22 protein-coding genes, 2 tRNA genes and 1 pseudogene are annotated in these 24,361 nt (G+C 67.5%); 10 read left to right on the forward strand and 15 right to left on the reverse strand.

Annotated elements, in window-relative coordinates; translation table 11 throughout:
* The 5 genes from G6027_RS02640 to gyrA all read right to left on the reverse strand — a co-directional run.
* On the reverse strand, positions 1 to 393 hold a 393-nt coding region (locus G6027_RS02640; RefSeq protein ID WP_182635157.1), incomplete at its 3' end, for an MFS transporter.
* 73 nt (positions 394 to 466) lie between these two features.
* Positions 467 to 539, reverse strand: a tRNA-Ala gene (locus G6027_RS02645).
* Positions 540 to 598: 59 nt separating this feature from the next.
* A tRNA-Ile gene (locus tag G6027_RS02650) sits at positions 599 to 672 on the reverse strand.
* A gap of 89 nt (positions 673 to 761) precedes the next feature.
* Complete coding sequence (locus G6027_RS02655; RefSeq protein WP_182635159.1) at positions 762 to 1,385, reverse strand: DUF3566 domain-containing protein; 624 nt, start codon at positions 1,383 to 1,385, stop codon at positions 762 to 764.
* A 6-nt stretch (positions 1,386 to 1,391) separates the two neighbouring features.
* Positions 1,392 to 3,914, reverse strand: a complete 2,523-nt coding sequence (gene gyrA, locus G6027_RS02660) for a DNA gyrase subunit A (RefSeq protein WP_182635161.1) — start codon at positions 3,912 to 3,914, stop codon at positions 1,392 to 1,394.
* 315 nt (positions 3,915 to 4,229) lie between these two features.
* Between gyrA and G6027_RS02665 the strand changes: the two genes are divergently transcribed.
* Positions 4,230 to 5,582, forward strand: a complete 1,353-nt coding sequence (locus tag G6027_RS02665; protein WP_182635163.1) for an alpha/beta fold hydrolase — start codon at positions 4,230 to 4,232, stop codon at positions 5,580 to 5,582.
* Between the two features lie 108 nt (positions 5,583 to 5,690).
* On the opposite strand, the gene gyrB is transcribed toward G6027_RS02665, so the two are convergent.
* From gyrB to dnaA, 5 genes are all read right to left on the reverse strand, one after another.
* A complete protein-coding gene (gene gyrB / locus G6027_RS02670; RefSeq protein ID WP_182635164.1) occupies positions 5,691 to 7,808 on the reverse strand; it encodes a DNA topoisomerase (ATP-hydrolyzing) subunit B in 2,118 nt (705 codons plus the stop codon).
* A gap of 116 nt (positions 7,809 to 7,924) precedes the next feature.
* On the reverse strand, positions 7,925 to 8,479 hold the full coding sequence (locus G6027_RS02675) for a DciA family protein (RefSeq protein WP_182635166.1): 555 nt from the start codon (positions 8,477 to 8,479) through the stop codon (positions 7,925 to 7,927).
* Positions 8,476 to 9,753, reverse strand: a complete 1,278-nt coding sequence (gene recF, locus G6027_RS02680; RefSeq protein WP_241726751.1) for a DNA replication/repair protein RecF — start codon at positions 9,751 to 9,753, stop codon at positions 8,476 to 8,478. The genes G6027_RS02675 and recF overlap by 4 nt, the downstream gene beginning before the upstream one ends.
* 25 nt (positions 9,754 to 9,778) lie before the next feature.
* Positions 9,779 to 10,954 (reverse strand): DNA polymerase III subunit beta, encoded by a 1,176-nt coding sequence (gene dnaN / locus G6027_RS02685; protein ID WP_182635169.1) that lies wholly within the window; start codon positions 10,952 to 10,954, stop codon positions 9,779 to 9,781.
* 601 nt (positions 10,955 to 11,555) lie between these two features.
* Positions 11,556 to 13,037 (reverse strand): chromosomal replication initiator protein DnaA, encoded by a 1,482-nt coding sequence (gene dnaA, locus G6027_RS02690; RefSeq protein WP_346995608.1) that lies wholly within the window; start codon positions 13,035 to 13,037, stop codon positions 11,556 to 11,558.
* Positions 13,038 to 13,588: 551 nt separating this feature from the next.
* On the opposite strand from dnaA, the gene rpmH reads away from it, so the two are divergent.
* The 9 genes from rpmH (at position 13,589) to G6027_RS02735 (ending at position 20,000) form a co-directional block, all read left to right on the forward strand.
* Positions 13,589 to 13,732: a 50S ribosomal protein L34 gene (gene rpmH / locus G6027_RS02695; RefSeq protein WP_007629603.1), complete on the forward strand. Its 144-nt coding sequence runs from the start codon at positions 13,589 to 13,591 to the stop codon at positions 13,730 to 13,732.
* Between the two features lie 18 nt (positions 13,733 to 13,750).
* Positions 13,751 to 14,116, forward strand: a complete 366-nt coding sequence (gene rnpA, locus G6027_RS02700; protein WP_182635174.1) for a ribonuclease P protein component — start codon at positions 13,751 to 13,753, stop codon at positions 14,114 to 14,116.
* Positions 14,113 to 14,427: a membrane protein insertion efficiency factor YidD gene (gene yidD / locus G6027_RS02705; protein WP_182635175.1), complete on the forward strand. Its 315-nt coding sequence runs from the start codon at positions 14,113 to 14,115 to the stop codon at positions 14,425 to 14,427. The genes rnpA and yidD overlap by 4 nt, the downstream gene beginning before the upstream one ends.
* Before the next feature lie 13 nt (positions 14,428 to 14,440).
* Positions 14,441 to 15,631: a membrane protein insertase YidC gene (gene yidC / locus G6027_RS02710; protein WP_182635177.1), complete on the forward strand. Its 1,191-nt coding sequence runs from the start codon at positions 14,441 to 14,443 to the stop codon at positions 15,629 to 15,631.
* A 129-nt stretch (positions 15,632 to 15,760) separates the two neighbouring features.
* Entirely contained in the window at positions 15,761 to 16,249 is a 489-nt protein-coding gene (locus G6027_RS02715) for a R3H domain-containing nucleic acid-binding protein (RefSeq protein WP_182635179.1), read from the forward strand.
* A gap of 162 nt (positions 16,250 to 16,411) precedes the next feature.
* Positions 16,412 to 17,206 carry a 16S rRNA (guanine(527)-N(7))-methyltransferase RsmG gene (rsmG, locus tag G6027_RS02720; protein WP_241726752.1) on the forward strand — a complete coding sequence of 265 codons (795 nt, stop codon included), beginning with the start codon at positions 16,412 to 16,414 and terminating at the stop codon, positions 17,204 to 17,206.
* Positions 17,207 to 17,290: 84 nt separating this feature from the next.
* Positions 17,291 to 18,214, forward strand: a complete 924-nt coding sequence (locus G6027_RS02725; protein ID WP_182635184.1) for a ParA family protein — start codon at positions 17,291 to 17,293, stop codon at positions 18,212 to 18,214.
* Positions 18,211 to 19,305, forward strand: a complete 1,095-nt coding sequence (locus tag G6027_RS02730; protein ID WP_182635186.1) for a ParB/RepB/Spo0J family partition protein — start codon at positions 18,211 to 18,213, stop codon at positions 19,303 to 19,305. The genes G6027_RS02725 and G6027_RS02730 overlap by 4 nt, the downstream gene beginning before the upstream one ends.
* Positions 19,302 to 20,000, forward strand: a complete 699-nt coding sequence (locus G6027_RS02735; RefSeq protein WP_182635188.1) for a hypothetical protein — start codon at positions 19,302 to 19,304, stop codon at positions 19,998 to 20,000. The genes G6027_RS02730 and G6027_RS02735 overlap by 4 nt, the downstream gene beginning before the upstream one ends.
* Here the strand turns inward: G6027_RS02735 and G6027_RS02740 are convergent.
* The 5 genes and pseudogenes from G6027_RS02740 to G6027_RS02760 form a co-directional block, all read right to left on the reverse strand.
* The gene (locus G6027_RS02740; RefSeq protein WP_182635190.1) at positions 19,988 to 21,178 is read right to left on the reverse strand and encodes an N-acetylmuramoyl-L-alanine amidase; all 1,191 of its coding nucleotides are present in this window, start codon (positions 21,176 to 21,178) and stop codon (positions 19,988 to 19,990) included. The two genes, G6027_RS02735 and G6027_RS02740, sit on opposite strands and share 13 nt — an antisense overlap.
* Before the next feature lie 91 nt (positions 21,179 to 21,269).
* Entirely contained in the window at positions 21,270 to 21,611 is a 342-nt protein-coding gene (gene trxA, locus G6027_RS18570; RefSeq protein WP_182635192.1) for a thioredoxin, read from the reverse strand.
* Between the two features lie 78 nt (positions 21,612 to 21,689).
* The gene (gene trxB / locus G6027_RS02750; protein ID WP_182635194.1) at positions 21,690 to 22,622 is read right to left on the reverse strand and encodes a thioredoxin-disulfide reductase; all 933 of its coding nucleotides are present in this window, start codon (positions 22,620 to 22,622) and stop codon (positions 21,690 to 21,692) included.
* A gap of 95 nt (positions 22,623 to 22,717) precedes the next feature.
* Positions 22,718 to 23,344: an RNA polymerase sigma factor SigM gene (gene sigM / locus G6027_RS02755; protein WP_346995607.1), complete on the reverse strand. Its 627-nt coding sequence runs from the start codon at positions 23,342 to 23,344 to the stop codon at positions 22,718 to 22,720.
* A 120-nt stretch (positions 23,345 to 23,464) separates the two neighbouring features.
* Positions 23,465 to 24,361 (reverse strand): annotated as a pseudogene (locus G6027_RS02760) (hypothetical protein); the annotation flags it as partial.

A 24,361-nucleotide genomic window follows, 5' to 3' on the forward strand; every position in this document is an offset into this window, starting at 1 on the left:
GGCGTTCCTGGTGGGGTGCAGCTCGATGATCGCCGCGGCCGCCGATCCGGTGACCAGTCCGACGCCCAGACCCTGCACCACCCGCGCGGCGATCAGCCAGGCCACCGAGGGCGCCGCGGCGAGCGCGGCCATGCTCAGCACCAGCAGCACCAGGCCGGTGATCACCACCGGCCGGCGGCCGATCGCGTCGGAGAGACGCCCCAACATCAGTAGTGGGACCAGGACCGCCAGCGCGTACACCGCGTAGACGACCGTGATCATGGCGCCGCTGGTCCCCCAGGCCTCCTGGTAGTCCACGTACAGGGGGGAGGGTGTCGCACTCGACATGAGTGCCGCCGTCACGACGAGCGCCATCAGGACGAACGGTGTCCACGAGCGGGGTGTGCTGTCCACGGGCGGTCCTGGGGTCGGTCCACCACGGCCCGATACCCAACGGGCGGGAAGGGGGAGGCGGGAGGGGGAGGAGTGGAGCCTAGGGGATTCGAACCCCTGACATCTGCCTTGCAAAGGCAGCGCTCTACCAACTGAGCTAAGGCCCCGTTCCACAAAGCGTGAACGCCGGACCGCGGCTAGCGATCCGGCGTCTGCCATGCGGGGGTGGGCCTAGGAGGACTTGAACCTCCGACCTCCAAATTATCAGTTTGGCGCTCTAACCACCTGAGCTATAGGCCCTCGTACCGAAGCGTTAATCTACCCGACGCCCTCGCCGGCGCCCAAATCGGGGAGTGCCGCGGGATCGAAGGGACCGTCTGACGAGCACCTCAGTTCCGGCGATCGCTCAGCGTCACCTGCACGCCGCCACCGGTCAGCCCGGCGGCGAGGTTGTAGATGAACACCGCGAGGGTCGTCAGGATGGCGAGCAGCAGGACGTTGAGCAGTCCCACGCCGCCGCTGTAGAGGAAGATCGTCGACGGGCCGATCGCGGCCGCCGACTCGTCACCCGCGACCCCGGAGAGCAACCCCCCGAGCCGGTCCCACACCCCCATGCCGGAGAGCAGGAGGTAGGTGACACCGATCGCGACCATCCACACCAGGTACAGAGCGAACATCAGTCCGAGCACGGTGGTGAACGCCGACCAGGGGTCGATGCGTCGCAGCACCAGCACCGACTCCATCGGTCCTCGTCGTTCCGTCGGCGGCACCATGGGGGCCGCGCGACCGGCCGCGCCACCCGAGTGGGCGGTCGCGACTCCGCCGGGAAGCCCCTCCGCGCGGTGCTGGGTCGCCGTGGGGAACGACGCGGTCGCGTTCCCGTCGTCAGGGGTGGTCTCCCCGACGGGGGACTCCGCCCCCGTCGGGGAGCTGGCCGACCCGCCGAAGCCCGGCGCAGGGGTGGAACCCTTGGGTGCCGGGCCGCTGTCGGGTCCGTCGGTCGGCTCGGTCATCGCCTTCTACTCCTTGTCGGACCCGGCCTCGAGCCGGTCCTCGTCGTCGGGCTCGTCGGCGTTGCGGGCGATCGCCAACAGCGAGTCACCCTCGGCGAGGTTCATCAGGCGCACGCCCTTGGTCTGCCGGCCCGCCTTGCGCACCTGCTTGGCGAACGTGCGGATCACGCCGCCGCTGGACGTGATGGCGTAGAGCTCGTCCTGCAACTCCACGATCGTCGCACCGACCAGCTTGCCGCGCTTGGGATCGAACATGAGCGTGAGCACGCCCTTGCCGCCGCGGCCCTGGGCCGTGTACTCGGCCAGCGCGGTGCGCTTGGAGTACCCACGCTCGGTGGCCACCAGCAGGAAGAGCTGGTTCTCGTCCATCTCGGAGCGGACCACCGACATGCTCAGCAACGCGTCGCCGTCGTTGAACCGCATCCCCATCACACCGGACGTCGCACGGCCCATCGGGCGGAGTGTGTCGTCGTTGGCGTGGAAGCGGATCGACTGACCCTTCTCGGAGACCAGCAGGAGGTCGTCCTCGGGGCCGGCGAGCGCGGCGCCGACGAGCTCGTCGCCGTCGCGGAGGTTGACGGCGATGAGGCCGCCGGAGCGCGGGGAGTCGTAGTCCTCGAGCTTGGACTTCTTGACCAGGCCGTTGCTGGTGGCCAGGACCAGGTACGGGGCGTCCTGGTAGCCCTTGATCCGGATGACCCCGGCGATCCGCTCCTCCGGCTGGAACGCGAGGAGGTTGGCCACGTGCTGGCCCCGCGCGGTCCGGCTGGCCTCGGGCAACTCGTAGGCCTTGACGCGGTAGACCCGGCCCTTGGTGGTGAAGAACAGCAGCCAGTCGTGCGTGGAGGAGACGAAGAAGTGCCGGACGATGTCGTCCTGCTTGAGCTCCGCGCCGCGCACACCCTTGCCGCCGCGCTTCTGGGCGCGGTAGAGATCCGTGCGGGTCCGCTTGGCGTAGCCGGTCTCCGTGATGGTGACGACGACGTCCTCGCGGGCGATCAGGTCCTCGTCGGTGACGTCACCGTCGGCCGGGATGATCACGGTGCGCCGGTCGTCGCCGTACTTCTCGACGATCTCACGGAGTTCGTCGGAGACGATCGCCCGCTGCCGCTCGGGCCGGGCGAGGATGTCCTTGTAGTCGGCGATCTCGAGCTCGATCGAGGCGAGCTGATCGACGATCTTCTGCCTCTCCAGGGCCGCGAGGCGGCGGAGTTGCATGTCGAGGATGGCCTGGGCCTGGTCGTCGTCGATGTCGAGGAGGTCCTTGAGACCCTCGCGGGCGACGTCGACGGTCTGCGACCGACGGATGAGCGCGATGACCTCGTCGAGCGCGTCGAGCGCCTTGACCAGCCCGCGCAGGATGTGGGCCCGCCGCTCGGCCTCGTCCAGCAGGTACTGGGTGCGCCGGACGATGACCTCGATCTGATGCGTGACGTACAGCCGCACCAGCTGGTGGATCGGGAGCGTGCGGGGCACACCGTCGACGATCGACAGCATGTTGGCGCCGAACGACGTCTGCAGCTGCGAGTGCTTGTAGAGGTTGTTGAGGACCACCTTGGCCACGGCGTCACGCTTGAGCGTGATGACGATCCGCAGACCCACTCGGTCGGACGACTCGTCGTCGATCTTGGAAATGCCGGCGATCTTGCCGTCGCGCAACTGCTCGGCGATCGACAGGATCATGTTGTCCGGGTTGACCTCGTAGGGCAGCTCGGTGATCACGATGACGGTGCGGTTGCCGTCCTCCTCGATGGAGGTCTTGCCTCGCATCCGGATCGAACCGCGCCCGGTGGTGTAGGCGTCCTTGATCCCCTGGTCACCCACGATGAACCCGTGGGTCGGGAAGTCCGGTCCCTTGATGAAGCCCATGCAGGCGTCGAGCGCCTCGTCATCGGTGGCGTCCGGGTGCTCCAGGACCCAGTAGACCGCCTCCGCGACCTCGCGGAGATTGTGCGGCGGCATCTTGGTGGCCATCCCCACCGCGATGCCGCTGGAGCCGTTGATCAACAGGTTCGGCACCCGGGACGGCAGGACCACCGGCTCCGACGTCTTGCCGTCGTAGTTGGGCTGGAAGTCGACAGTGTTCTTGTCGATGTCCCGCACCATCTCCATGGCGAGCGGGGTCATCTTGCACTCGGTGTAGCGCATCGCGGCCGCACCGTCGTTGCCGCGCGAACCGAAGTTCCCCTGGCCGTCGACCATCGGGTAGCGCATGGCCCACGGCTGGGCCAGACGGACCAGGGTGTCGTAGATCGCCGAGTCACCGTGCGGGTGATAGTTGCCCATGGTGTCGGCGACCGGCTTCGCGGACTTCACGTAGCTGCGGTCGGGCCGGTAGCCGTTGTCCCACATCGCGTAGAGAATGCGACGGTGGACGGGTTTGAGCCCGTCCCGGACGTCCGGGAGGGCCCGCCCGACGATGACGCTCATCGAATAGTCGATGTAGCTTCTCTGCATCTCCGCCTGGATGTCGACCGGCTCGATGCGGTCGTGTCCCCCGGCGTCGGGCGGCAACGTCGTGTCCGTCATGGGCTCCTCTTCGGTTCCTCGTCGCGCTGGCTTCTCTCGCAGACGATGTCGCGGGCACGCGCGTGCGAGACGGCGGCCGTAGGACCCGCCCAGTCTATAGGTCCTGGGGAAACGGGCTCGAGGGCACGCCTCGGGCACCCAATTATCTCCCCATACAACGGGTCCTCGACCGGGTGCGCCGCCACGAGATCCTGGCGTCCCCGCTCCTGACCTTCCTCCTCCGCCGGCCTCGTCGCGGGACGGTCCCGGTCCGCCCACGGGTCCACTCCCCCGAAGACCATGCCGGGACGCGGTGACGCACGTAACATTTCCGTCATGTCGCGCCTCTCCCGCCAGTCCGCCCGCCGGAGTCGTCGTCTCACCGCGGTGGCCGCGACCTCGGTCTTCGCGCTCGTCAGCGGCCTGCCCGCGATCGCCGGCGCCCAGCCGTCGACCCCGCTGTCCCCGAACCGGGACGCTGTCCAGTTCGACCAACCCGGGGGTTTCTACGACACGCGGGACCTCGCGCCCGCGTCCCCGGGTGCCGTCCTGCGTGCGGAACCGGCCGACCTGCCGCTCGCGGTGTCCGTCCCCGGACTGCCTCCGCTCCCCTCCCCGCTGCCGGCAGTGGCTCAGCGTGTGGTCTACCAGACCCTCGACGTCGACGGTCGGCCCGTGGCCACGTCCGGCGCGCTGTACGACTCGACCGCACCGTGGACCGGTCCCGGCCCGAGACCCACGGTGGTGCTGGGGCCGGGAACACAGGGTCAGGGCGACGCGTGCGCTCCCTCCCGCACCATCGAGACCGGGGTGGGGACCAATCCCCGATCAGGTGGACCGGTCGTGTCCTACGAGGAGGGCTTCGCGCTCGTCCTGGCCGCCCAGGGCTTCCGGGTGATGGTCGTGGACTACATCGGCCTCGGCACGCCCGGCATCCACACCTACTCGGACCGGACGGAACAGGCACACGCCATGCTCGACGGAGCCCGGGCTGCGCGGGACCTGACCGGAAGCGGGTCGCCGCTGGTCTTCTGGGGTCACTCCCAGGGCGGTGGAGCGTCAGCCGCGGCCGCCGAGCTGGCGCCCGAGTACGCCCCGGAGCTGGACGTCCGCGCCGCGTACGCTTCCGCACCCCCGGCCGACCTGCTCGCGGTCCTCGATCACATCGACGGTTCCAGCCTGACGGGCGCCATCGGCTTCGCCATCAACGGGATGGTCGAGCGGTACCCGGCCGTCCAGCAGGTCGTGGACCGGCACGTCAACGACGCGGGTCGACGCGCCCTCGACGACCTCGCCGGCCTCTGTCTGGCCGACACCCGCGGCGCCTACGGCGGGCGCACCACCACCGAATGGACCAACTCGGGACAGGGCCTGGGTGAGCTGATCCGGGAGGAGCCCGACGCCCTGCGCGTGCTCGACCACCAGCGGATCGGCAACCGCGCCCCGGTCGTCCCCGTGATGCTGGCCGGCGGGATCAACGACGACATCATCCCGCTGGGTCAGGTCGAGCAGCTCGGACGAGACTGGTGCCGACAGGGGACCTCCGTGCACTTCCGATACGAGACCACCCCGTTGATCCCCGGGGTCACCCACGCCGCGGCGGCGGTGACCAACTTCGGGCCCGCCCTGCAGTTCGTCAACGATCGGCTGGCCGGACTCCCGTCACCGGACGACTGCGGAACGTTCTGACTCCGGCGCGACCCGGACCGATACAGCAGTCCGCCACCCTCCCCCGCACCGCGACGCCCGGGTCGGGGGCCGGGCGCGGCGGGAGGGTGGCGGCTCTCCGCTGGCGGATCAGACGTCGAGGAAGCGGACGTCGCGGGCGTTGCGGGTGATGAAGTTGCGGCGCGCGTCGACGTCCTCGCCCATGAGGATCGAGAACAGCTCGTCGGCGGCCGCGGCATCGTCCAGCGTGACCAGCCGGAGGGTGCGCACCGTCGGATCCATGGTGGTCTCCCACAGCTCCTTGGGGTTCATCTCACCGAGACCCTTGTAGCGCTGGATCCCGTCCTCCACGTTGATCTTGCGCTTCTTCTCCAGACCGATCTTGAGGAGCTCGTCGCGCTCCCGGTCCGAGTAGGCGAAGTCCGGCTCGCCCTTGCCCCACTTGAGCTTGTACAGAGGCGGCTGCGCCAGATAGACGTTCCCGTTCTCCACCAGCGGTTTCATGAACCGGAACAGCAGGGTGAGCAGAAGTGTGGAGATGTGCTGACCGTCGACGTCGGCGTCGGCCATCAACACGATCTTGTGATAGCGCAACTTGTCGAGATCGAACTCCTCGTGGATACCCGTGCCCAGGGCGGTGATGATCGCCTGGACCTCGGTGTTCTTGAGGACCTTGTCGATACGGGACTTCTCGACGTTGATGATCTTCCCGCGCAGCGGCAGGATCGCCTGGAACATCGAGTCCCGACCGGACTTGGCGGAGCCGCCGGCCGAGTCGCCCTCCACGATGTACAACTCGGACTTGGCAGGGTCCTTGGAGCGACAGTCGGCCAGCTTTCCGGGGAGCCCGCCGATGTCGGTCGCCGACTTCCGTCGGACCATCTCTCGGGCCTTGCGCGCGGCGACGCGGGCCTGGCTCGAGGCGATGCCCTTGTTGACGATCACCCTGGCCTCGGCCGGGTTGGCCTCGAACCAGTGACCGACATGCTCTGAGACCTGACGTTGGATGAAGCCCTTGACCTCGGTGTTGCCCAACTTCGTCTTGGTCTGTCCCTCGAACTGGGGGTCCGAGATCTTGGCCGAGATCACCGCCGCGAGACCCTCGCGGATGTCGTCCCCCGTGAGGTTGGGGTCCTTCTCCTTGAGCAGCTTCTTGTCGCGGGCGTACTTGTTGACCAAGCCGGTCAGCGCCGCGCGGAAGCCCTCCTCGTGGGTGCCGCCCTCGTGGGTGTTGATCGTGTTGGCGAAGGTGTGGACCGACTCCGAGTAACCGGAGTTCCACTGCATCGCGACCTCGACCTCGTGACCCGTGCCCTTGCCCTCGAAGTAGAGGATCGTCTGGTGGATCGCGGTCTTGGACTTGTTGATCGCGGTGACGTAGTCCTTGAGGCCGTCCGGGTAGTGGAAGGTGCGCTTGCGCTCGCGGACCTTGACCGGTTCCGCGGGCTCGGTGGTCTCCACGGCGCCCTCGACGAACGCCCTCTCCGCGTCCACCGCGTGCTCGATGTCCGATCCCTCGTCGGAGCCGGGTGCGGAGTCGGATCCCCGCCCCTCGCTGTCCGCGATCGCGTCGAGCTCCGCGGCCTGCTCCGCCCGGGAGCGCCGATCGGTCAACGTGATGGTCAGTCCCTTGTTGAGGAACGCCATCTCCTGGAGGCGCCGGGCCACCACGTCGAAGTCGTACTCGGTCGACTCGAAGATCGACGCGTCCGCCCAGAAGCGGACCCGGGTACCGGTCCCCTCGGCGGGGCCGGCGTCGACGAGCTCCTCGGGGACGGCCATGTTGAAGTCCTGCTGCCACAGGCGACCGTCCCGCTTGATCTGCACCTCGACACGCGTCGACAGCGCGTTGACCACCGAGATGCCCACACCGTGGAGACCACCGGAGACCGCGTAGGAGTCGGAGTCGAACTTGCCGCCCGCGTGCAGCTGGGTCATGACGACCTGCACGGTGGGCATGCCCTGTTCGTGCATCTCCACGGGGATGCCGCGGCCGTCGTCGATGACCTCGACGCCACCGTCCTCCAGCAATGTGACCTTGACACCGGTCGCGTGGCCGGCCATGGCCTCATCGATCGAGTTGTCCACCACCTCCCAGATCAGGTGGTGCAGACCGCGCGGCCCTGTGGAGCCGATGTACATACCCGGACGGAGCCGGACGGCCTCGAGTCCTTCGAGAACGGTGATCGACGACGCACCGTAGTCATTCGTGCCCTTCTTGCTGGCCTTGCTCTTGGCGTCCGCCACGTGCGAACTCCTCGCGTCTCGGGGGTCTGGGACCGGCCCAGTCTACCTGCGACAACCCGTCCGCGGCCCCCGGGCTCGCCAGGACGGACCCGATGGCCGCCCGGGCGACGCCACCCTCAGCCGTACGTGTCCCGCGGCCCACGACCGGACACGTGCAATGGGCCCTTCCGCCAACTGGGCTTCTCGGGCCCCTCGATCTTCAGGCGACGAACGTGACCCGGTCCCATGGCCGCGGCGATCTTGCGGAGGATGTCGGCCGCCACGAGCCGGAGCTGGGTCGCCCACGCGGTGCTGGAGGCGCGGACGTACAACACGCCCTCCTCGAGGCGCTCCGGGGTGGCGTGCGCGGACAAGTCCTCCCCGACGATGCGGTCCCACTCCGCGAACAACCGGCCGGTGGTGACCTTGTCGTCCCAGCCCCGTCTCTTGGCGACCTGGCCCACGAGTCGCCCGAGTGGCTGGGGATCCCAGGGGTCGGCACCCGAGCCGGTCCAGCCACGTTTGCGCAGCCGCTTCCCGCCTCCCACCGGACCGGTTCGCCCGCGACCGACCTGCTTACCGTCCGCACGGGCGCGGGTACGTGCCTCCTCGAGAGCCTGCCTCGCGATGTCATAACCACGTTGCGGCGTGTCAGACGGTGTTACGGGTTTCCTGCCCGGATCGTCGGTCACCTGTGGTCCTCACTCTCTGACACCGTGTCGTCGTCGCCCCTGTCGTCCTGGTCGTCGTCGGTGACCTCGTCACCGATCACGTCGTCGTGACGACGTGTGGCGCTGCGTGACACCGCGATACCCGAATGACGACCCGCGCCCTCCCCCGTCATCACCACGTCATGACGGACACCCCGCAATCCGTTCGGGACGTCCTCACCGACCGCTGCGGTCACCAGGACCTGTTCGACGCCGGCCGCCACCTCCGCGAGGGCGGCACGGCGGTGACGGTCGAGTTCGGCGAACACGTCGTCCAGGAGCAGGACCGGCTCGATGCCGTCCGCACGGAAGAGCTCGAGTGATCCGAGGCGTAGGGCCAGGGCGAACGACCACGTCTCGCCGTGACTCGCGAACCCCTTGGCGGGCTCCTCGCCGAGGGACAGGACCACGTCGTCCCGGTGCGGCCCGACGAGGGACATCCCCCTGTCGATCTCGTCCTGCCGTCGCCTGCCCAACTCGGCGAGCAGCACCGCCTCCACGAGTTCGGGATCGGCCAGCTCGGACTCGTCAGGTGGGGCCGCGACCCGGAACCGATACGCGAGGCCCGCCGTACGGGACTCCGTCGCCAGACCGCGGTAGGAGTCGACGACCAGCGGTCGCAACTCGTCGAGGAGGACGATGCGTCCCGCGACGATCCTCGCCCCGAGCTGAGCGAGACGACCGTCCCACACGTCAAGCGTGTCCAGGGCCGCGTCCGCGTCCTGCCCCCTCCCGCGCCGGAGCACACCGGAAGCGGATTTGAGCAGGGCGGACCGTTGTCGGAGCACCGAGGAGTACTCGGCGAGGTCCCCCCCGTGGGCGGGCCGGCGCTGAACCAGGAGCTCGTCGAGCAGTTTGCGACGCTCGGCCGGCTCCCCCCGGACCAGTGCCAGGTCCTCGGGTGCGAACAGAACGGACTGCACCACGCCGAGGATGTCTCCGAGCCGGCGGCAGGGCGAGGTGTTGAGCCTCGCCCGGTTGGCTCTGCCCGAGTTGAGGGCCAGTTCCACGGTGAGCTCGCGTCCGGCGTTGTGCGCGAGCGCGGCGATCATGGCCGTCTCCGCGCCCGTGCGGATCATCGGTGCCTCGGTGGCCACCCGGTGGGATCTCAGAGTGGAGAGCACTCCGACGGCTTCGAGGACGTTGGTCTTCCCGTGTCCGTTGCGTCCCACCAATGTGGTGACCCCGGGCTGCAGCTCCAACTCGAGCAGTGGCCAGGATCGGAAATCCAGGAGCCTGAGGTGACGCAGATGCATGCCGGGCGGTCTCGGGAGAGCCGGATCAGCCCGGCAGGCGGACCGGCATGAGCAGGTAGGTGTGGTTCGAGTCGACGGGGGCGATCGCGCCGTCCGTGTCCGCGGAGGGCAGCTCCTCGGGGGCGGGACGCAGGACCGCGGGCCGGCTGGCCTGGGTGAACCCGAACGCGACCCGCGCCGAGTGCATGCTGCCGAGCCCGTCGAGCAGGTAGCCGGGGTTGAACGCGATGGTCAGGGGCTCGCCGAGGAAGTCGACGGGGAGGGTCTCCGAGGCCTGGGCCGCGTCGTCGCCGCCCGCGGAGAGCGCCAGCTCGCCGTCGGAGAACGTCATCCGGACCTGCACTCCCCGGTCAGCGACCAGGGCGACGCGCTTGATGGCCTGCACCAGCGCGTCGACCTGGACCAAGGCCATCGACGTGTGCTGGGTGGGCAGAAGTTGGCGGACCTTGGGGAACTCGGCGTCGAGCAGCCGAGTCGTGGTGCGCTGACCGGAGACCAGAACGCCCATGATGCCGTCCGCCCCGACCTCGGAACCGGCACCCAGGCTCAGATCGACACGCCCACCCTGGCCCGCCGACCGGGTCACGTCGGACAGTGTCTTGGCCGGGATGAGGACCTCGACCGCCACGTCCTCGCGAGCGGGCTCCCACTCGAGATCCCGGATGGCCAGTCGGAACCGGTCGGTGGCGATGAGGGTGACCCGTGGTCCCTCGATCTCCATCCGGATCCCGGTGAGCATCGGGAGCGTGTCGTCCTTGCCGGCCGCCACGGCGACCTGGGCCACCGCTTCGGAGAACGCGTCGACGGCGGCCGAACCGGTGACCCCGGGCATCGCCGGGAGCTGCGGATAGTCCTCGACGGGCATCGTCGGCAGGGTGAACTTGGCGGACCCGCAGGCGATGTACATCTTCTGGGCGCTCACCGTGACCTCGACGGGACGGTCCGGGAGGGCGCGGGCGATGTCGGCCAGCAATCGACCGGACACCAGGGTGCTCCCGGGCTCGGAGACCTCTGCCGGGACGGAGACCTGTGCGGACGTCTCGTAGTCGAAACCAGAGATGGTCAGACCGGAGTCCGCCTCGAGGAGAACCCCGCCGAGGATCGGGACCGACGGTCGTGACGGCAGCGTTCGCGCCACCCAGGCCACCGAATCGGCGAAGTCCTCGCGGGTGACGCGGAACGTCGGATCCGTGATCTCCATCGGTGACCTCTTTCTGGGCGGGGCGGATACCGCCGGTATCTGGACAGTTGGTCTGTTCGCGGCGGTTGCAGCTGCGTTCTCTGACGTCCGACGGGGTCCGTCGGATCATCTCCATGAGAGTAACCGCTACCGCCGACAGCGGACACATGGACTCCTGTAACCCGGTCAAGCAGGCTCGCCGTTCCACATGCCTACTTCTTACAAGATCTCTATAGAGAGATAAGTAGTAGTAGTAGGTCCTGTGAAATTGTGAGCCGACGGCTGTCTCTGCAGTTCAGAGCGCAATTCCGGGTGTGGACCGATTCGGCTCATCTTGTGATTTGCCTGTGGCGTCGGTGGAATCACAGATTTCGGTCCACCGTCTGTCCACCGTCGGTCCACAGGAACCCACAGAGTTGTCCACAGGTGTGAAGGGTGTGGCTCGCGGTGTGAGGGGGGTCACATTTGCGTGTCGACAGGGTCACACGACCCCCGATGATCGGACTCGTGATCGGACTCGTGCGTCGGCGGAGACGGTGGCGTGCGGGACACGAGGGAGCCTGTTCCCACGGGTGACCGAACGACGAGACCTCAAGACGGTCAGAGGGCCTACGACGGTCACTCAGAGGGACCGCGAGCGCTCCTTGATCCGGGCGGTGAGCTCCTGGATCTGGTCGTACATGCGCCGGTCGTCCTTGATCTCTTTGAGGATCTTGCGCTGGGCGTACATGACGGTGGTGTGGTCCTTGCCGCCGAAGGTCACGCCGATCTTGGGCAGTGAGAGGTCCGTGAGCTCACGGCAGAGGTACATCGCGATCTGCCGGGCGCGGGAGAGGGACCGGGTCTTGGACGTGCCGCAGAGCTCGTCGATGCTGGTCGAGAAGAACTCCGCGGTCACCGCCATGATCGTGGCGGCCGAGATCTGGAGGGAGTCGTCGTCCGAGACCACGTCGCGGAGTACCACCTCGGCCAGCGGGACGTCGATCTCGTGACCGTTGAGCGAGGCGAACGCCACGACCCTGATCAGCGCACCCTCCAGCTCGCGGATGTTGCGTTGCACCCGGGTGGCGATGAGCTCCAGGACATCGCGGGGTACCACGTAGTTCTCCGACTTGGCCTTCTTGTCGATGATCGCGATCCGAGTCTCGAGCTCGGGCGGCTGGATGTCCGTGATCAGACCCCACTCGAACCGGGTACGCAGCCTGTCCTCGAGCGGCTGGAGCTGCTTGGGGGGTCGATCGGAGGAGATCACGATCTGTTTCTGGGCGTTGTGGATCGTGTTGAAGGTGTGGAAGAACTCCTCCTGCACCTGTTCCTTGCCGATGAGGAACTGGATGTCGTCCACCAGCAGGATGTCCGCCTCGCGGTACCGCTTCTTGAACATGTTCTGTCGGCCGTCGCGCACGGAGTTGATGAAGTCGTTGGTGAACTCCTCGGTCGAGACGTACTTGACCTTCTGTTCGGAGTACATCCGCAGGGAGTAGTGCCCGATCGCGTGGAGCAGGTGTGTCTTGCCGAGCCCGGACTCTCCCCAGATGAACAGCGGGTTGTAGGCACGTGCGGGAGCCTCCGCAACCGCGAGCGCGGCCGCGCGGGCGAACCGGTTGGAGTTTCCCTGGACGAACGCGCTGAACGTGTAGCGCTCGTTGAGACCCGGTGCGGTCGCGGCCGACAGAGCCTCGTCGCGGTCGCTGCCGTGCAGCAGTCGTTCTGCCGCGATCTGCTCCTCCGTCATGCGTACGGGTCGCGAGGTGGCCGGCGGGTGCGCCGGCTCGGGCTCGGGTCGGTGTATCTCGTCGACATCGATCCGTGGATCGTCGGTGTCGGTGTGGTGGTGCCGGCCGGCGAGGGAGGTGTCGACCTTGACCGCCAGGTCCACGGGCTCTCCGAGCTGGGAACTGAGTGCTCGAGTGATCGGCCCGCGCAGGATCGACTCGATGTTGTCCCGGGCGAACGCGGACGGAGCGGCGAGCATCGCGAATCCGTTGACCACGGCGATGGGCTGGACGAGACGCAACCAGGCCTGCTGCTGGCGGGACAGAGCGGGATTGTCATCGCTGGCCAGAGACGGGTCGGTCAGCTTGTCGAGTACCGCACTCCACACGTGTTCGAGGTCGGGAGACACGGTGGGCGGTCTCCTCTCGTCGGTGTGAAGCGGTTCCGGGTGGCCGACCCTCTCGGCCCGGCCGGGCACCACACTCTATCCACAGGCTCCGACCCAGGTCCATCGAGGTATCCACATGGTTGTCCACAGCTGTGGAAGAGAGACCGGTCCCGGGGTGACGGGTTCGGTCTTCACTACGTGGGGGTGGGAGCTGCTGCGTCGTGACTACGTTAGGCGGCCCGCGTGGGGCTCGATGATGAATGACCGTAACAACACCGTGAACTCGTGGGCAACCCTCAAGATCAACTGGAGGGCGGTTGTCAAGCATCCCGGGTCCCGGCGTGTTGCTGTGGCCTGCGAGGTGGTACCGATGGTGCAGATGTGATTACACGGTTTGGTGGCTAAGGCCTCGTGCGCGTAACCTTGAGCAGTCTGTCGCGCGCCCGTGAGGCGTGCGGCGCGTCGTGGTACCGCCCGTCAGTGGTGTTTCGACGGCATCAGGAACTCGATCGGGCGCACGAGTGGCGCCTACTTCACGTGAGGAGCCAATCATGGCCAAGGGCAAGCGGACTTTCCAGCCGAACAACCGTCGTCGTGCCAAGGTGCACGGCTTCCGTCTCCGGATGCGCACGCGCGCCGGACGCGGGATCGTCGGCGCACGTCGCCGCAAGGGCCGCGCCTCGTTGACGGCCTGATCCCGGCCGGGGTGGCAGGTGCTTCCCAGGACCCACCGCCTCCACCGTTCCGCTGATTTCGCGGCGGTGGTGCGGAGGGGTGCGAGGAAGGGCCGCCGGACGATGGTCGTACACGCCCACGTGGACTCTTCGGATGTCCGCGTGGGCGGTCCTCGTTTCGGGCTGGTCGTCAGCAAAGCCGTCGGTGACTCGGTGACCCGCCACCGTGTCAGCCGGCGGCTTCGTCACATCGCCTCCGAGCTGCTGAGCGAGCTCGATCCCGATCTACTGGTGGTGGTCAGGGCCAATCCGGCCTCCGCATCGGCCGCGCATGCAGACCTGGTGCGCGACATGCGGACCGGTCTCGCCTCCGCAGTGGCACGCGCGCGCGAGGCACGGTCATGACCGACGGTCGTCATGGCCCCGTGGCCCGGGTGCTCCTGTGGATGCTCGACTTCTACCAGAAGGGGATCTCGCCCCTCACCCCACCGAGTTGCCGGTTCGAGCCCACCTGTAGCAGTTACGCCGTCGAGGCTGTTCGGGTGCACGGCGCGTGGTACGGGACGTGGCTCTCGGTGTGGCGGCTACTGAGGTGCGGCCCCTGGACTCCCGGCGGGTGGGATCCGGTCCCCGAACCCCGGGCCCCCGAACCCCGGGCCCCCGACCATCCCGTGGATCATCCCCACGAGCATCCCGACAACTCCGAACGAAGCTAGGACTCCACAACCGATGTCGTTCATCACCGACCCCCTGGTCTATTACCCGATCTCCGGGATCCTCTGGTTCTGGCACAAGATCTTCGCGTTTCTCGGGGGCTTCCTTCCCTGGGTCGAGTCACCGGACTCCAGTGGCGCCATCTGGGCGCTCTCCGTGATCTTCCTGGTGGTCACCCTCCGCATCCTGCTGTTCTGGCCCGCGGCCAAACAGATCCGCTTCTCCCGGAAGATGCAGGAGATGCAACCGCGGATGAAGGAACTGCAGAAGCGGTACAAGAACGATCGCGAGAAGCTCGCCACCGAGACGCGCAAGCTCCAGAAGTCCGAGGGCTTCAATCCCGTTCTCGGTTGCCTCCCGATGTTCATCCAGATCCCGGTCTTCCTGGGTCTGTTCCATGTGCTGCGCTCCTTCAACCGGATGGGCAACAACTTCGGCGCACTCGGTATGACGGCCGAGGAGACGCGGAACACCGGCAACTACGTCTTCAACGCGGACGAGGTCCAGAGCTTCCTCGACGCTCGGTTGTTCGGCGCTCCCCTGTCGTCGTTCATCTCCCAGCCGATCGAGCAGTTCCAGGCCTTCGTCGATCCCGGTGCGGCGCTGGACTTCGAGCGCTGGAACATCATCATCGTGGCCATCCCGCTCATGATCGTCTCGGCGGTGACCACCCACCTCAACGCGCGCATCTCGCTCTCACGCCAGTCACCCGAGGCGGCGGCGAACCCGCAGGCCAAGATCATGAACCAGTTGATGCTCTGGGCCTTCCCCATCGGCATCCTGGTCACGGGCGCGTTCTGGCCGATGGCGATCCTCGTCTACATGGTCACCAACAACCTGTGGACCCTCGGCCAGCAGTACTACCTCTTCGAGAAGATGGCCAAGGAGGACGATGTGGCCGCTCTCAAGCGGCGCGAGGAGCAGAAGTCACTGGCACCCAGGGTCGGCGTGAAGCCGGTCAACCCGAAGAGGGGGCGGGCTGCCACTGCGGGTACCGCCGTGGCAGCCCAGGAGACGGGCGCGGGTGTCAGGGCGGATGACGACGACGAGACGGACACGACGCCGGCGGCCGCTCCGGCGCCCTCGCCGGGAGTCGCACCTCGGCCGGGTCAGAGGCCACAGCAACCGGGCGGTCAACGCACGCGACCCGCTCAGAAGAGTGGCGGAGCAAGTGGTAAGGGCAAGAAGAAGAAACGTAAACGCTGACCGCAGGTCAGTCAGAGCAGCGACAAGGTCCCCGATGCCCCGGCATCGGGGACCTTGTCTCATACTTGGGGTAAGTACTCGCCGGCCAGGACGGGCGCGGCGATCAGCGGTGATGACGGAGGCAGATCCATGTCGAAGAAGAACATCGAGGTGTCGGAGGAGCGTCTTGTCGAGGAGGGTGAGGTGGCCGGCGACTACCTCGAGCAGCTCTTGGACATCCTGGACTTCGACGGGGATATCGATCTGGATGTCGAGGGGGACCGGGCGATCGTCAGCATCGACGGTGGCGAGGATCTCGAATGTCTCGTGGGTGCCGACGGTTCGGTGCTCGATGCCGTGCAGGAGCTGACCCGGTTGGCCGTTCAGCAGGAACTGGGAGATCGAAGTCGCTTGATGTTGGACATCTCCGGGTGGCGCGCTGCCAAGCGTGAGGCGCTGACCGAGTCCGGACGGGTAGCCGCGCAGCGGGTGCTCGAGTCGGGCGAATCCGAGGAGCTCGAGCCGATGACCCCGTTCGAGCGGAAGGTCATCCACGACGCGATCGCCGAGATCGAGGGCGTGTCCTCGGACTCGACCGGCGTCGAGCCCAATCGGCGGGTCGTGGTGTTGCCGGACTGATCTACTCGGTTAGGAGGTCGGACGGCGTGACAGGCAGGGGCACGGGCATGGAGCTCGCGCCCCTGTGTCGTTGAGGGTCCCGAGGCCTCGCGACAGACATGACTTACAGCGATGTTATTCGCGCGATGTTTCACGTGAAACGAGAGGCGACCTGCCTCGGAAATGGGTGACAAGGGCATGAGCGCGGACACAGGACGCGAAACGACACGTGACGACGACGAACGGGTCGCCTCGAGTGACGTCGACCGGGAGGTGGACGGGCCGCCATCGATCGACGTTCCCCCTGCTCCCCCGGGCGGCGCGGAGTCGGTTTTCGGTGACCGCCTCGATCTCGCGGTCAGGTATGTGGAGATACTGGCAACCGCCGGGTTGGAGAGGGGATTGATGGGGCCCCGCGAACGGCCCCGGCTGTGGGACCGGCATGTGCTCAACAGCGCGGCAGCGGCCATTGGTTTTCGCGAGGGCGAGAATGTGGTGGACATCGGCAGCGGAGCAGGCCTGCCCGGAATCCCGCTGGCGTTGTCCCGACCGGATCTCCACATGACGCTTGTCGAACCGCTGCTTCGGCGTTCGACCTTTCTGCAGGAGGTCGTCGATGAATTGGGTCTCGAGGTTCGTGTGATCCGGGGCCGGGCAGAGGACAAGGCCGTGATCGCGGAGGTCGGCGACGCGGACGTGGTGACGTCTCGGGCGGTCGCACCACTCTCCAAATTGGCCGGGTGGTCCGCGCCGTTGCTCAAGTCAGGTGGTCGAATGGTCGCCCTGAAGGGCGCATCGGCCGCAGATGAGGTCCGACGGGATGGCCGAGCTCTGACGAAGCTCGGATTCGACGATGCTCGGGTCGAGGTCGTGTCGGCTCCCGATGCGGAGGAGACGAGGCTGGTCATTGCGACACTCGCGACTAGAGTGGGTAGCCGTGGCTCCCGCTCTCGCGGAGGCAGCGCTCGGCGTCGGTGATGTCGGTTTCACGTGAAACACTGACGGCACGTGAATCGTCCGCGATGTGCTGAGTTGTTCTGACAGGTAGTTGAAAGGTGACGGATGTCCGAAGACGAGACGCCGATCTTCGCGGCCGCACGGCAAGCGAACGAGGTACTCCATGGCGATGCTCCTGCACTGCCCAGGCCCCCTCACCCCCGGATCATCACCATTGCCAATCAGAAGGGCGGGGTGGGAAAGACCACTTCGACCGTGAACTTGGCGGCGTCTCTCGCACTCGGTGGACTCGGCGTCCTGGTGATCGACATGGATCCTCAGGGCAATGCGAGCACGGCCCTGGGGGTCGACCACCGCGAGGGGACACCATCGAGCTATGAACTCCTGATGTGGGAGAACGCCCTCGAGGATCTGATGCAGAGCAGTCCGCACGCTGATCGGTTGTTCTGTATCCCGGCGACGATCGATCTCGCGGGATCCGAGATCGAACTGGTGGGCCTCGCGCACCGGGAGCACCGGCTCGCCGAGGTGATCAACAGCGAGGATCTCGTCTCCTTGGGCATCGACTACGTCCTGATCGACTGCCCTCCCTCGCTGGGACTGCTCACCGTGAACGCGATGGTGGCAGCAAGTGAGGTGCTGATCCCCATCCAGTGTGAGTACTACGCCCTGGAGGGGGTCGGGCAGCTGTTGCGGAACGTGGAGTTGATCCAGCAGCACCTGAACCGGACGCTCGAGATCTCCACCATCATGCTGACGATGTACGACGGGCGCACCAAGCTGGCCGAACAGGTTGCCGGCGAAGTCCGCACCCACTTCGGCGACACGGTGCTCCGCACGGTCATCCCTCGGAGCGTCAAGGTGTCCGAGGCTCCCGGTTACGGGATGACGATTCTGCAGTACGACGCCGGATCCCGTGGTGCTCTCGCCTACCTGGACGCGGCGAGGGAACTCAACGGTCGCGCGGACCGGTTGGCGCCACACGCGGAGGACGACCGCGTATCCACCGGCACGGAGGAGAGTCGATGAGCCAGCAACGCAGGGGTGGTCTCGGTCGCGGACTCGCGGCCCTGATCCCCACGGGCCCGGACGAGGGACCACGCCTGGGCAGTGATGCCGCGGACGTGATCCTGGGTCCGAGGGGTGGCGGGCCCAGGACCACTCCCCCCAGGCCGAGGTCCAGCGGATCAGTCGGCTCGGAAGGGAACAGCGAATCCTCTCGGGACGCCGATCTGCCTGGAGGTCGCGGGGGCGGCACTGATGTTTCACGTGAAACCGAGGAATTGGTGGATCCCGGTGCGGTGTACCGGGAGATCCCTCCGGCTGCGATCGAGCCGAACCCCAAACAGCCCCGGACGCACTTCGACGAAGAAGCGCTGGCGGAGCTGGCTCACTCCGTCAAGGAGTTCGGGCTCCTCCAGCCGATCGTGGTCCGTGAGGTCGCGGCCGGCCGGTACCAGCTCATCATGGGAGAGCGGCGCTGGCGCGCGAGCCAGCGGGCGGAGTTGCAGACGATCCCGGCGATCGTGCGTCAGACCGATGATGAGGATCTCCTCCGCGACGCCCTCCTCGAGAACATCCATCGAGTCCAGCTCAACCCCCTCGAGGAGGCGGCGGCGTACCAACAGCTCCTCGAGGAGTTCGACGTGACGCAGGCCGAACTCGCGACGCGGATCGGACGATCACGACCTGCCATCACCAACAGCATCCGGCTCCTCCAGCTACCGACCGCGGTCCAACGGCGAGTGGCCGCCGGCGTGCTGTCCGCAGGACACGCCCGAGCACTCCTGGGCCTGGAGGCCGGGGCGCCCGCGCAGGATGAACTCGCCGCGAGGATCGTGGCAGAGGGTCTGTCCGTCCGGGCCACGGAGGAGATCGTCACCCTGGCGAACCGGGATGGGCAGGACTCGACGCCGAAGCCCTCCCCCGCACCCAAGGGACGTCAACGGAATCCTGAGCTGGAGGCCGTGGCAGGCCGACTTTCTGATCGCTTCGAGACCTCGGTGTCCGTCACCATGGGACGGCGCAAGGGTCGGATCACGATCGACGTGGGCGACGCCGACGATCTGAATCGGGTCCTGACGCTACTCGAGGGCGGGACGCCCGGAACGCCGCGATGAACTCGATCCGGCCGCTAGACCTCTCCGCCGTGGACGAGCTCGGACCGCGGGCCCGCAAGTGCGTGTACTGGCAGACAGATGGACAGGTCGGCCAGGATGAGCCGGGCGATCCCGAGTTCGAGAAGGAAGCCTGGATTTCCCACGTATCCCTGGAGTGGGGTGTGTGCGGTCAGATCGCGAGCTACGGTGACCGCTCGACCGGCGCGGCATTCTATGCTCCTCCCGGGATGGTTCCCCGAGCAGCGTGCATTCCGACGTCGCCCGTGGGCTCGGACGCCATCCTCCTGGCGGGGATGAGTATCGAGCACGGTGCGCCAGGAGGCACTCCCACGTCCCTCCTCGATGCGGTCGTCGTGGATCTACGTCGACGTGGAATCAAGGCGATCGAGGCCTTCGGGGTGACGTCCGGGAACACCGGGGAAGTAATGTCACGTGACACGTGCGGCTCGGACTCGTGCATCGCTCCGACCGGCTTCCTCGTCGAGCACGGGTTCACCGTGGTGGCCGAACACGAGACCCACCCGAGACTCCGACTCGACATCGAGAGTGAGCACCTCTGGAAAGCTGACGTCGAGAGGGCGCTCGATCAACTCTTCGCGGAGCGGGGATTCGCCACCAGGAGACTGGGGGTGTTGTCCGGAGCGACCGCCCGTCACACGGCGGGTTCTCCGCGGGCGGGGCGTCAGTCCCGCTGACGCTGTTCGTAATCGATGAGCTCGTTGACGGACATCGAGCCGGTGGGATGATCGTCCTCGTCGAGTAGGTAGAGGCGCTTCACCCCCACGAGGATCGAATCGATGATGGTGTCCTGCGCGGTCCGGTCCCCGAGGATGGACAGGTCGCGGGGATTGTAGGCGTACCCCAGGACGATCTGGATGGACGGCATCCGTGTCATCCGTAGAAGCGGCCAGCTCCGTCCGTGGGTGCGGCAGTCGCGGAGGTCGGTGCGACTGATGATCTCGCGCTGGATGAACCCGGACAGCGCCTCCCCGAGCATCGACTCCGCACCGAGGGAGTTGCCGAAGTAGAACGTGGCGATCCCGTTGCCGACCGGGTTGGGATGCCGGTCCAGGCGGAGCGAGATCATGAGATCGGCATTGAACGCGTTGGCGATCTCGGCGCGTTCCGGATCGGTGGGGATCATGGCCTCCGGCCGGGAGAGGAAGACCTCGACTCCCGCCTGGTTCATCCGCTCGGACAGCCGCCGGGTGATGTCCCACAACAGTTCGGCATCCGTGATGGTTCCGAGCGGGGTGTCCATGCGGATCGGGTTCTCCGAACCGCTGGGGCCGGGATCCAGAACGATCCGCTTACCGGCGAGCATCGGGCCGGAGGTCCGTGCCCGCTCCCGCTCGACCAGCGAGGAGACGTCCCCGCCCTTGAACAGGGTCGAGAACCTGTTCAAGGTGTCCAGGGTCTCCGCACCCACGACGCCGTCGGCGGGCAGGCCGCAGTCCCTCTGGAAGTCGGTCGCCGCGGCATGCGTGAGAGGACCGAAGGTTCCGTCGACCAGTCCCGCATAGAAGCCGAGCTCCCCGAGTCGACGCTGGAACTGCGCCACGTCGTCCCCGGCCATGGGCCTGGAGACGATGTAGCTGAGATCGCGGGTCCCGAGGACGTGGGTGGCGTCATGGAGCGCCGCCTGGGTGGACGGACCGACTATGCCGTCCGAGATGAGCCCACGGGCCTGCTGGAAGGACAGGACGGCCGTTTCCAGGTCGGCGTCGAAGACGGCGTCGGTACGGGCCAGGATCGATCCGGTCTGGGGTTCGGTGACCCCGACGGACTCGATGTTGTGCAGCAGGCCCATGCCCGCGAGGGTCGCCCGGATCGAGGCCACCTCGGGCCCACGGTCACCGCGTCGCCACGCCATGGTTCTCCTCCGCTCCACTCGACTGGGTACCCGGATGAACTTACCGCCTCCGGCGCGGACGTGCCCGGAGCGCACCCGAGTGGGCGGGGGTCTAGAGCACGTCCCCGAGCTCGGTGCGCAGCGCGGACTTGGACTTGGCCCCCGTGATGCGCTTGACCGGCTTGCCCTCGGAGAACAGCAGCATCGCCGGGATGGCGGTGATCTGGTACTCGGCGGCGAGCTCCTGGTTGGCCTCCACATCGACCTTGGCCACCGTGAGCTTGTCGGACTCCGCCCCGGCGAGTTCGTCCAGTACGGGAGCCATCATGGTGCAGGGGCGGCACCACGTGGCCCAGAAGTCCACCAGGACGGGCTTGGACCCGCTGGCCACGAGCACGGCCTCGGCGAAGTCGGCCTCGGTGACGTCGATGATGTTAGGGGTGTTGACGGCCATTGTGGTGGGTCCTTTCGGGGTGAGGGTGTGAGCGTCTCAGGTGTTCTGCACGCGCAGGTCGGGTCCGCCCAGTGGGCGTCAGGCCTGCTCGGCGAGCCAACGCTCGGCGTCGATCGAGGCGGCGCACCCGGAACCGGCGGCCGTGATGGCCTGCCGGTACCGGTGGTCCACCAGGTCGCCGCAGGCGAAGACCCCCGGGATCGAGGTCGCGGTGGTCTGACCGGTGAGGACGTACCCGTCCTCGTCGACCTCCACCTGGTCCCGGACCAACTCGGAGCGCGGGTCGTGACCGATCGCCACGAACATCGCGGCCGTCTCGAGTTCGCTGGTCTCGCCGCTGACCGTGTTGCGCAGGCTCAGCCGCTCGACGGAACCGCTGGCACCCGAGAGCACCTCGTCGACCGTAGTGTTGAGGACGAACGAGATCTTCTCGTTCTCCTTGGCCCGCTCGAGCATGATCTTGGAGGCTCGGAACTCCTCCCGTCGGTGCACGACGGTCACGGAGGATCCGAACTTGGTGAGGAAGGTGGCCTCCTCCATGGCGGAGTCACCACCACCCACCACGACGATCGGCTTGTCGCGGAAGAAGAAGCCGTCGCAGGTCGCACAGGAACTCACGCCACGGCCGAGGTACTCCTGCTCACCGGGGACGCCGAGGTATCGTGCGGCGGCGCCCATGGCGAGGATCACGGCACGGGCGCGGTGTTCCTCCTCCCCCACCCGGACCACCTTGACCTCGCCGGCCAGATCCATCGAGGTGACGTCCTCCATGCGGAGGTCGGCGCCGAAACGCTCGGCCTGCTCCCGCATCTGAATCATCAGGTCGGGGCCCATCATGCCCTCGGCGAAGCCCGGGAAGTTCTCGACCTCCGTGGTGGTCATGAGCGCGCCGCCGAACTGCGACCCCTCGAACACCACCGGCTTGAGCTCGGCCCGAGCGGAGTAGATGGCGGCGGTGTACCCGGCCGGGCCGGATCCGACGATGATGACGTCGTGGAGGGTGTCGCTCATGGGTTCTTCGGGCTCCTTGGCGCGTGGGAAACGTGGACCGTGAAGATCTGCGGATCTACTAAGGCGACAACACCCGGCGGGTCGGCGTTGTTCCCTCAGTCGGTGAGTGTGACCCCCGCGAGGAGCACGCTGAGCTTGGCCCGACCGCGCGAACAGCGGCTCTTGATGGTGCCGGGGCGGGCGTTGAGCAGGTGGCACGCCTCGGCCACCGTGCAGCGCAGCATGTCGACCACGACGACCGCATCCCGCTGGTCCGGGGGCAACTCCGCCAGGGCCTCGGCGACGATGATCGCGTAGGCGGGGTCCTGGTAGAAGTGGTCCCGCAGCGAGATCTCCTCGTGCAGTCTGGGAGTGAGCTCGGAGTGGGTGCGAAGGCGTTGCGACCGCATCTTGTCCAGGCAGGCGTTGACCACGATGCGATAGAGCCAACCCTGGACGGGGCAGGCGTGGCGGAAGGAGTCGGCTTTCCGATAGGCCGAGATCAGGGCATCCTGGAGCGCCTCGGCGGCGTCCTCGCGGTTGAAGGAGGTCCGTATGGCCAGCCGCCACAGGTAGTCGTAGTGGCGCCGGACGAGCGCGGAGAACGCGTCCGGGTCGCCGGCGATGTGCGCGTCGAGGAGTTCGACGTCGGTGAGAGGGGACCCGGCCGTGAGGGGCGACCCGGCGGTGAGCGGGGAGCGTCCCGTGACCGTGGAGAGGTCGTCGACGGCACTGGTGTTCACGGCCGTCACGTTAACGCGACGGGGTCCGCCGTGGGGTTGTCACCTCGGGCCGGCAGCGGGAGCGGGGGCACATCCCCGACGTCGATGTGGACGGGTCGGCTCAGTCGTGGCCGGGCGCGCTCACCGGGTGAGCTGGACCTCGCTGATCGACGCCGCGTACGACTCGGGCCCGTTGGTGCCGAGCCGGGTGAACCACACGATCAGGTAGCGGGATTCCTCGGGGTCGTCGATCGTCGCGGTCCCCGAGCCGTCCCGGATCGTCCCCTCGCCGAGCAGGGTGGTGTCGTCGAGCGAGTCCGGTGAGGCGCTGTCGGCCATCCGGACCTCGAACTCCACACCGTCGTCGTCCGAGTGGACCACCACCCGTCGGGTCTCCTGCTCGCCGTCGAGGGTCAACAGGAGTCCCACTCCGGGTTTGTAGGCGGCCCCGCTGTCGCCGAGTTGGTTGCGGTAGGTGTCGGTGGACCACGAGGTCGACCTGTCCCCATCCGCGACGTTCGGGGCGTTCGAGGAGTTCTCGGCGACCCCGGGCGACCCGGTGGGCTGCCAGGAGGTGACGTCCGAGACCGTGACGGGCGTGGACGGTGCCTCCCGGGTGGGCTCGGTCTCCCCCGGGCCCGACTCGTCCGATGCGGGCTGGGTGGTGGCGGCGGACCTGCTGGCCTGGGCGGCCCGCTCTATCGCGTCGAGCTGCTGGGACAGTGGGGTCTCCTCGCCGCCACCGGCGAGCGCCCCGAGCAGCCACGCGGACAACAGCGCGATCACCACGACGGCCGTCGCGCTGGTGCCGGCCATGATCTGCCAGCGACGTTTCTGGGTGGCCTCGTCCGGTTGTGTGTACGCCTCGTCGTATCGGTCCGCGCCGTATCGGTCTGGGTCGTACCGGTCTGCGTCGAATCCACCGGGGGGCTGCTGGTCCGGAGTGGCGCCACGCACCCCGTCCCCCGTCCCGTCCCCCAGCCTGTCGCGCGGGCCGGGCGCGGGGTCACCGTGGCCGGGTGCCGCGGCAATGGAGGA

The organism is Dietzia sp. SLG310A2-38A2 (assembly GCF_014145095.1).
In the GTDB taxonomy this organism is placed as follows: Bacteria; Actinomycetota; Actinomycetes; order Mycobacteriales; family Mycobacteriaceae; genus Dietzia.